We start from the raw sequence: 8,365 nt of genomic DNA, 5'->3' as shown, positions 1-8,365 counted from the left end.
GGCGGTGCGGGCGTGTCCTCGTCCGGCTCCACCGCACCGGCCGTCATGCCCGCCTCCGGTTCGCACCCACCCGGTGCGACAGGACGGCTTCGGCGGTCGCCTCGAGCGCCTTGCGCGCCCGGGACCGGTTGCGGGCGGCCACTCCGACGAAGAGGCAGTCGACCACGGTGAGTTGGGCCAGTCGGCTGGCCGTCGCGCCGGAACGGTACGTGGTCTCCCGGGCCGCGGTGGTCAGCACGAAGTCGGCCACCTCGGTGATCGGCGAGCGCGGGAAGTTGGTCAGCGCCACGGTGACGGCCCCCCGTGTCCGGGCCTGCTCCAGGACCTCGATGACGTCCGAGGTGGTTCCGGTGTGCGAGATGCCGATCGCCACGTCGCCCCGGCCCAGCAGGGCGGCCGAGGTCAACGCGGTGTGCACGTCCGGGAAGTAGAACGCGATCCGCCCGATGCGGTGCAGCTTCTGCTGGAAGTCGGAGGCCACGAACCCGCTGGCGCCGGCGCCGTAGATGTCGATCCGACCGGCGCCGGCGATGGCCTCGACCACCTGCTCGCAGGCGGCCGGATCGAGCTGCTCGGCAGTCTCCTCCACGGCGCGGGCGTCGTTGAACGCGATGGTGGCGATGATCTGGGCGAGGTCGGCGCCGGGCGGAATGTCACCGCCCACCACCCGGGCGTCCGGCGGCTCGACGCGGCGGGCGGCCTCGGCGGCGAGCCGGATGCGCAGCTGCGGGTAGCCGTCCATGCCCACCGACCGGCAGAACCGGATGACCGTCGCCTCGGACGTCTCGGCTGCGGTGGCGAGGTCGGTGATCGTCCGACGGGCGGCGGCAGCCGGGTCGGCGACGACCAGCCGGGCGACCCGCTGCTCGGCGGGCGACAGCGACGGCAGCAGGCCACTGATGTGGACGATCAGCCCACCGGGCTCGTGACTCGCGGAAATCTTCGGACTCTTCGCCACGGATGAAACTTACTTTCATGAGGCGTGAGCGTCAACCATGACTGGCCGTGGTGGGAAAAAGTACCGTGGACCGGGGATCACCCGTCCCGTACAGCCTGCCACTCCGCCAGCACCGCCGCCTCATCCGCCGGGTCCAGTCCGCCCTGCCGGACGGCGGCCGGTTCTGCTGCCATCCAGGCCCTCGTGGCCCGAACGGTGTCGGACAGCGGACGGACCGTCAGTCCGGCGTCGAGCGCGGGTCGGGCGTCCCGGTCCATCAGGCCGCCCCACTCCGGCAGCCGCACCCAGAGCGGCAGCGCCCGCTCCCCCGACCACTCGCGTACGTCGCGGGCCAGCAGGAAGTCCTGGTCGACCCAGGTGAGGGCGGGATCGGCGACGCCCAGCCCGGCGGCCACCCCGGCCAGCAGGTCAGCCCGGGACATCGCCGGACCGGTGCCGTCGTAGGTGCCGGCGAGGCCGGTGCTGCCGGCGTGCAGCAGCCAGGCCGCCAGGTCGGCCACGTCCACGAACTGCACGCGGTCGGTCGGGCGTCCGGGCGCGAGCACCTCCCCACCGGCGGCCAGCCGCCGCACCCAGTACGGAAAACGGTCGCTCGGGTCCTCCGCCCCCACGATCAGCCCCGCTCGGCAGATGAACGCGCCGTCCTCGCCCAGCCGCTCCCGGACCAGGCGCTCGATGCTCACCTTGCACTCGCCGTACCAGCGGTGGTCCGGGCCGACCGGACCGTCCACGTCCGGCGGGGCGGGTGCCAGCACCGGCGCGTCCGCCGCGTTCTGCCCCGGGGTGGTGTTGTCGGCGTACACCGAGATCGTCGACACGAACGACCAGTGACCGACCTTGTCGGCCAGTGCTGCCAGCGCGTGCCGGGCATGACTGACCTGGCGGGTCACGTCCACCACCGCGTCGAAGCTCTCCCCGGCGAGCGGCGCCAGGCCGTCCGGGTCGTCCCGGTCGACCGGCACGAACCGCGCCTCGGCGGGGGCCGCGCCGGAGACGCCCCGGGCGGCGCAGGTCACGTCGTGGCCCTGCGCCACGGCGAGGCGGGCCAGCGCCCGGCCGAGGAACTGGGTGCCACCGAGAACGAGGATCCGCATCCGCTGATGCTGCGCCGCCGGCGGGCGCTTCACCAAGCCGCTCTGCTCTCAGCAGAGCACACCCGCCAGCGCAGCCGATGACCCGGCCGCCGCGCGTCGAAGCGCATCGCCGGCAGGGCGGGCAGCCCGCCGGCCCCCGGACGTGACGTCCGGAGGGTCCGCGACCAGGCCGGAGCCACGAACAGCGGGCCGGCGGCGGGCGGGGGGCCGAGCGGCCGCTAGCGTGGGCGCATGGCGGATCGCAGTGTGCTGGTGACCGGAGGCACGGGCGGGCTCGGCGGGGCGGTCGTGGCCACCTTCCTCGCGGCCGGCTGGCGGGTGGTCGTACCGCAACGGGAAGCCCGGCCCGGGTCGGAGCCGGCGGTGGACGGGCCGGTCCGGCTGGCCGCGGACCTGACCGATCCGGCCGGCGCGGCGCGGGCGGTCGAGGTCGCCGCCGGCGAACCGGCGGCGCCGCTGCGGGCGGTGGTCAACCTGGTCGGCGGGTACGCCAGCGGCGGGCTGGTGCACGAGACGCCCGTCGAGGAGTTCGAGCGGATGCTCACGGCCAACCTGCGGCCGACCTACCTGGTCACCCGGGCAGCGCTGCCGCACCTGGTGGCGGCCGGCGGCGGCGCGGTGGTGTGCGTCTCGGCCCGCGCGGCGGTCGCCCCGTTCCCCGGCGCGGCCGGTTACGCCACGGCCAAGGCGGCGGTGCTCGCCTTCGCCAACGCGGTCGCGGTCGAGTACCGGTCGCGCGGCGTGCGCTGCAACACCGTGCTGCCCAGCGTCATCGACACCCCGGCGAACCGCGCCGCCCAGCCGGACGCCGACCACTCCCGCTGGGTGGCCCCGGCCGAGCTGGCGCCGGTGATCCACTTCCTCGCCTCGGACGAGTCCACGCCGACCAGCGGCGCCACCGTCCCGGTCTACGGGCGGGCCTGAGCCACCAGCGGCCCGGCACCCCGGCCGGTCCGCTCCCCCGCGGCCGGCCCGGCGGCCGTCGTGACGACGGACGGCGGCTCCGCCACGGGCGACGGGGACGCGACCTGCTGCGGCACCTCGGAGGGCAGGGGCTCGGCCGGCGGTGACGCGGTGGGTGTCTGGCCGGCGTCGGGACGGTCGGCCGAGGGCAGCCAGGTCGCCAGGTGCGCCTGGATCTGCTCGGTCACCTCCTCGGCCGGGCGGCCCGCGTCCACCAGCACGAAGGTCGGGTACTCGGGCAGGTCGCGGTACGCGGTGTCGGCCGCGGTGAGCCACCCCATCGTCTCGTGGTCGGTGCCGCGCTGCTCGATCCGCCGGTACGCCTCGGCCGGGTCGACGGCGAGCAGGAAGGTGACCTGCGGCGTCGGGAAGAGTCGGTAGCCGGCGCGGGCCAGCCGCTCCCAGCGGTGCCCGCCGTGCGCCCGGATGCTGGCGTACTGGCAGGCCGAGTAGCGGTCCATCACCGCCGTCCGGCCGGTGAGCAGGCAGCTGAGCAGAGCGGCGGCGATGGCGAGCCAGCGCAGCACGGACTCCACCGCCAGCACCCCGTCGCGCCCCACGAGCCGCTGGGCGTCGGGGCGGCCGAGGCGGTGGGCGAGCCGGCCGAGCCAACGGCGGCCACTGGCGTTGCGGCGGTAGGTGGCCGGGCGGCCGGCGGCGGTCAGCGCGTCGGCCAGCCGGTGTGCCTGAGTGGTCTTGCCCGAACCGTCGATGCCGATCAGGGCGACGGTGCGCAGACGGGCCTTGTCGCGTCGGATCCCCGATGATCTGGCCACCCTCGACAGGTTATCCGACCCGCGCTTCGAGCCCGTGAGGTTTGTGGTGCTTGATCCCTGTTCGCACCCAACCGCGACCCGACCAGGTGTGGGCGACCGGAATGCCGGGTACGGAAGTTGGAATCCAACCGCCTGTCCACCAACACGACCGACGGGAGAACCACATGGCTGAGCGCGGGGACGAGAGTCTGGTGCACACCCTCAAGAAGGTCGCCGCCGTGCTCAAGCAGTCCGAGATCCCGTTCGCGCTGGGTGGCAGCTTCGCCGTCTACGCGCACGGCGGCCACTCCAGCGACCACGACGTCGACTTCCTGATCCGCGAGGCCGACGTCGAGCGCGCCCTCGAGGCCCTGGTGGCCTCGGGCTTCGTCGCCGAGCGTCCACCGGAGGACTGGCTGGTGAAGGTCTTCGACGACGGGCGGATGGTGGATCTGATCCACCGGCCGATCGAGACGCCGGTGACCGAGGAGACGTTCGCCGACACGGTCGTCCGGCCGGTGGACGCGATCCACATGCCGGTCCTGTCCGCCACCCAGCTCATGGTGCACAAGCTGCTGAGCTTCTCGCAGCACTACTGCGACTTCGCCCGCGGCCTGCCGCTGGCCCGCTCCCTGCGGGAGCAGATCGACTGGGAACGGGTACGCAAGGAGACGCAGCACTCGCCGTACGCCGAGGCGTTCCTGGTGCTGCTGGACCGGCTGGAGGTGGTGCCGGAGGCCGGCACCCAGGCAGGAGAGGGGACACCGTGACCCACCAACGCGACAGCGGCGCCGGACCACCGGACGAGTACGTCGAGGCGGAGATCCACCGGCTGCTCGCCGAGGACCCCGCCGTCGCCGAACAGGGGATCACCGTGGTCCGGCGGGAGCGCGCTCTCGTGCTCTACGGCGAGGTGGAGAGCCCGCACCGGCGCGAGGAGATCCTGCGCCGCGTGTCGGAGCGCTTCCCGGACCTGCCGATCACCAGCGACATCGGGGTGATCCGCGCCCAGGCGCCCACGGAGATCGAGCAACTGCCCTGAGGGAGGTTTCATGGTGATCCGGATCGCCGCCGTGGGTGACGTGCATCTGGACGAGGACGTGGTCGGCCGGTTCCGCCCCGCGTTGGAGGAGCTACCGGACTGCGCCGACGTGCTCCTGCTGGCCGGGGACCTGACCCGGCACGGCACCGAGGCGGAGGCGCGCTGCGTGGCGCAGGAGTTCGGCGGGTTGGCCGTGCCGGTGGTGACCGTGCTGGGCAACCACGACCACCAGTGCGACCAGGTGCCGCAGGTGGTCAAGGTGCTCGAGGACGCGGGCATCACCGTGCTGGAGGGCAACGGCGTGGTGCTGGACTGCGCGGGCGGCCGCCTCGGCATCGCGGGCGTCAAGGGCTTCGGCGGAGGTTTCGCCGGCCGGTGCGCGAGCGACTTCGGCGAGCCGGAGATGAAGGCGTTCGTCCGGACCACCACCGACAGCGCGGACCGCCTCGGCGCGGCGCTGCGCTCGCTCGACTGCGACATGCTGGTCGCGCTCACCCACTACTCGCCGGTGCCGGACACGCTGGCCGGCGAGCCGCTGGAGATCTACCCGTTCCTCGGCTCGTACCAGCTGGGTCAGGCGATCGACTCGGCGCCCACCGCGCTGGCCCTGCACGGGCACGCGCACGCCGGCACCGAGCGGGGCACCACCCCTGGTGGGGTGCGGGTACGCAACGTCGCGCACCCGGTGATCAAGCAGGCGTACAGCGTCTTCCACGTCGGCGATCAACTGGACACCGACCAGGTTTCCCCGATCGGCAGCTCGGGTAGTCAGAGGTCATGGAGCTGATTCTCTGGATTCTCGCAGTCGTACTCGTGGTCGCCGGCATCCTCGCGCTGTTCCGCCGGCAGATCCTGTGGGGCATCGTCCTCATCGTCGTCGGGCTGTTGGTCGGCCCGGGTGGTGTCAGCATCTTCAATAATTGACGTTCGTACCGCGTAACACCGGGACCCGCCGGGGTCGCCGCGACCGGAGTTCCGTCCTCCCGACAGGAACACCGGGCACGGCGATCCCGGCGCTTTGCCGTGTGAGGGGTTGGACCGGTCCGCGAACAGAACATCTTGACGGTGGAGACAACCGACCGGCCCCCGGCGGCGCCGCCCACCGGGGGCCGTGCCCGTTCCCCGCTCAGCAGCGGGGCACGCCGGGGATGTACCCGTCGGAGCCGGTGTAGACGTACGCGTCGGCGATGTAGCGGCCGCTGCCGATCCGGTCCCAGATCGAGCTGGTGCCGAACGTGCCGGTGACCGTGGTGCCGCTGGTCTGGCAGGCGATGGTCACCCGGGTGCCGTCGGCGACGGTGCCCACCGAGGCGTACCCGGTGCCGGGGCCGGAGCGGACGGTCAGCGGGGTGCCACTGGTGTCGACCGTGCCGTTGCCGGTGCCCGAGCTGCACCCGTTGTCGCTGCTGTAGCTCTTGGTCCCCCAGTACAGGGCGAGGGCGCCGTTGAACCGGACCTGGATGTCGGCGCCGTTCAGGCGCTGCTCGTAGTGCAGGTGGGGGCCGGTGGACCCGCCGGTGCTGCCGACCCAGCCCAGCACCTTGCCGTAGCCGACCGTCTGCCCGACCGAGACGTTGAAGCCGTTGAGGTGGGCGTAGTAGGTGCTGTAGCCGCCACCGTGGTTGATGCGGACGTACTTGCCGTAGCTGGTGCCGCCGAGGTCGGTCACCCGGTCGACGGTGCCGGGGGCGCTGGCCGCCACCGGGTCGCCGAGGTCGTCGGTGCGGTTGAAGTCGACGGCGTACGCCGGGCTGTGGTCCGACCGGGTCTGCCCGGACCAGGACTGGCCGCACGGGAACGGCACCTTGAAGGTCGGCGCGGCCAGCGCCGGGCTCGCCGGAGCCAGGACTCCCCCGACGAGCAGGCCCGTCACCAGCAGGCTGATCCATCGCTTACGCATACAGCTCCTCCTATGTCGAAAACCTTCGATGAGGTGCGCTCAGCCTGACAGATATCGTCATTCTTCGAAAGAGTCGAAGATCTGGCCCGGGAGCGCGCCCACGAGGCGGCCCGGAGGTTTCCGGATTGTTACTCGCTCGTGTCTGACAGGGGGTGGACCGGATCCGATGCAAGCGCTTACATGTGTGCACGCCCATCGGGACCGGCGCCGGGCCACTGAGCACGACCGCGCCGGCTAGAAAGGAGGACGGCATGGCGGTCTTCACCAGACCACGCCAGGCCTTCGTGATCGCCGGCGCACTGGGGCTGGCGCTCAGCGCCACCGCCTGTGGCACCGGCGACGACAAGAAGAGCAACAACGCGGACTCCGCCGAGTGTGCCGCATACCAGGACTACCAGGGCCACGACGGCAAGAAGGTCTCCATCTACGCGTCGATCCGTGACGCGGAGGCCGACCTGCTGGAGCGCTCCTGGTCGCAGTTCACCGACTGCACCGGCATCGAGATCGACTACGAGGGCAGCGGCGAGTTCGAGGCGCAGCTCCCCGTCCGGGTCGACGGCGGCAACGCCCCCGACATCGCCTTCGTGCCCCAGCCGGGCCTCGTGAAGCGCTTCGCGGACGCCGGCAAGCTGAAGTCCCTCAGCGCCGACACCAAGGCCCTGGCCGAGCAGAACATGCCGGCCGACTGGCTGAAGTACGGCACCGTGAACGGGACGCTCTACGGCGTGCCACTCGGCGCCAACGTCAAGTCCTTCGTCTGGTACTCGCCGAAGACGTTCAAGGAGAAGGGCTGGGAGGTTCCGACCACCTGGGACCAGCTCATCGCCCTGAGCGACAAGATCGCCGCCAGCGGCATGAAGCCGTGGTGCGCGGGCGTCGAGTCCGGTGACGCCACCGGCTGGCCGGCGACCGACTGGATCGAAGACCTGATGCTGCGTACGCAGACCCCCGAGGTCTACGACCAGTGGACGGCCCACACGATCCCGTTCAACGACCCGCGGGTCGCCGAGGCGGTCGACCGCGCCGGCTCGATCCTCAAGAACGACAAGTACATGAACGGCGGGTTCGGCGGCGTCAAGAGCATCACCACCACCTCCTTCCAGGAGGCGGGCGTGCCGGTCACCAACGGCAAGTGCGCCATGCACCGGCAGGCCTCGTTCTACGCCAACCAGTTCCCCGAGGGCACCAAGGTGGCCGAGGACGGCGACGCGTTCGCCTTCTACTTCCCGGCCATCGACCCGGCCAAGGGCAAGCCGGTCCTGGGCGCGGGCGAGTTCGTCGTCGCGTACGCCGACCGTCCCGAGGTCCAGGCGGTGCAGACCTACCTGGCCTCGGCCGAGTACGTCAACAGCCGCGCGAAGCTCGGCAACTGGGTCACGGCGAACAACAAGCTGGACATCGCCAACGTGGCCAGCCCGATCGACAAGCTCTCCGTCCAGATCCTCCAGGACAAGAGCGGCGTCTTCCGCTTCGACGGATCCGACCTGATGCCGGCTGCCGTCGGCGCGGGGACGTTCTGGAAGGGCATGGTCGACTGGCTGAACGGCAAGCCGACCGCCCCGGTGCTCCAGGGCATCGAGAGCACCTGGCCGAAGTGATCCCGGCGGTGGCCCGGCCCGCGCTCGCGGGCCGGGCCACCGGCCGAACGGACCC

At 72.1% G+C, this 8,365-nt stretch carries 10 protein-coding genes; 6 read left to right on the top strand and 4 right to left on the bottom strand.

What is annotated here, in order from left to right; translation table 11 throughout:
* Positions 1-43: 43 nt before the first annotated feature.
* Both DKT68_RS22615 and DKT68_RS22610 read right to left on the bottom strand, forming a co-directional pair.
* On the bottom strand, positions 44-958 hold the full coding sequence (locus DKT68_RS22615; RefSeq protein WP_109819402.1) for a MurR/RpiR family transcriptional regulator: 915 nt from the start codon (positions 956-958) through the stop codon (positions 44-46).
* 77 nt (positions 959-1,035) lie between these two features.
* Positions 1,036-2,052, bottom strand: coding sequence for an NAD-dependent epimerase/dehydratase family protein (locus DKT68_RS22610; protein WP_109819401.1), 1,017 nt, complete (start codon positions 2,050-2,052; stop codon positions 1,036-1,038).
* A gap of 231 nt (positions 2,053-2,283) precedes the next feature.
* Between DKT68_RS22610 and DKT68_RS22605 the strand changes: the two genes are divergently transcribed.
* The gene (locus DKT68_RS22605) at positions 2,284-2,976 is read left to right on the top strand and encodes an SDR family NAD(P)-dependent oxidoreductase (protein ID WP_109819400.1); all 693 of its coding nucleotides are present in this window, start codon (positions 2,284-2,286) and stop codon (positions 2,974-2,976) included.
* Here the strand turns inward: DKT68_RS22605 and DKT68_RS22600 are convergent.
* Positions 2,961-3,791, bottom strand: a complete 831-nt coding sequence (locus DKT68_RS22600) for a dTMP kinase (protein ID WP_109819399.1) — start codon at positions 3,789-3,791, stop codon at positions 2,961-2,963. The genes DKT68_RS22605 and DKT68_RS22600 overlap by 16 nt on opposite strands.
* Positions 3,792-3,892: 101 nt before the next feature.
* Here DKT68_RS22600 and DKT68_RS22595 point away from each other — a divergent pair, with 101 nt between their 5' ends.
* The 4 genes from DKT68_RS22595 to DKT68_RS31570 are packed head-to-tail and all read left to right on the top strand — an operon-like array spanning position 3,893 to position 5,736.
* Positions 3,893-4,540 (top strand): nucleotidyltransferase family protein, encoded by a 648-nt coding sequence (locus tag DKT68_RS22595; protein WP_269089869.1) that lies wholly within the window; start codon positions 3,893-3,895, stop codon positions 4,538-4,540.
* Entirely contained in the window at positions 4,537-4,812 is a 276-nt protein-coding gene (locus DKT68_RS22590) for a BON domain-containing protein (RefSeq protein ID WP_109819397.1), read from the top strand. Before DKT68_RS22595 ends, DKT68_RS22590 begins: the two co-directional genes overlap by 4 nt.
* 10 nt (positions 4,813-4,822) lie before the next feature.
* Positions 4,823-5,599: a metallophosphoesterase family protein gene (locus DKT68_RS22585; RefSeq protein WP_109819396.1), complete on the top strand. Its 777-nt coding sequence runs from the start codon at positions 4,823-4,825 to the stop codon at positions 5,597-5,599.
* The gene (locus tag DKT68_RS31570) at positions 5,590-5,736 is read left to right on the top strand and encodes a GPGG-motif small membrane protein (RefSeq protein WP_165949678.1); all 147 of its coding nucleotides are present in this window, start codon (positions 5,590-5,592) and stop codon (positions 5,734-5,736) included. Before DKT68_RS22585 ends, DKT68_RS31570 begins: the two co-directional genes overlap by 10 nt.
* A gap of 202 nt (positions 5,737-5,938) precedes the next feature.
* On the opposite strand, the gene DKT68_RS22580 is transcribed toward DKT68_RS31570, so the two are convergent.
* Positions 5,939-6,712 carry a M23 family metallopeptidase gene (locus DKT68_RS22580; RefSeq protein WP_109819395.1) on the bottom strand — a complete coding sequence of 258 codons (774 nt, stop codon included), beginning with the start codon at positions 6,710-6,712 and terminating at the stop codon, positions 5,939-5,941.
* A gap of 251 nt (positions 6,713-6,963) precedes the next feature.
* Here DKT68_RS22580 and DKT68_RS22575 point away from each other — a divergent pair, with 251 nt between their 5' ends.
* Positions 6,964-8,310, top strand: coding sequence for an ABC transporter substrate-binding protein (locus DKT68_RS22575; RefSeq protein ID WP_109819394.1), 1,347 nt, complete (start codon positions 6,964-6,966; stop codon positions 8,308-8,310).
* Positions 8,311-8,365 lie beyond the last annotated feature (55 nt).

It is taken from the genome of Micromonospora acroterricola (assembly GCF_003172955.1).
In the GTDB taxonomy this organism is placed as follows: Bacteria; Actinomycetota; Actinomycetes; order Mycobacteriales; family Micromonosporaceae; genus Micromonospora; species Micromonospora acroterricola.
The sequence above is the reverse complement of the archived record's forward strand: the minus strand, read 5'-3'. Positions and strand labels throughout refer to the sequence as shown.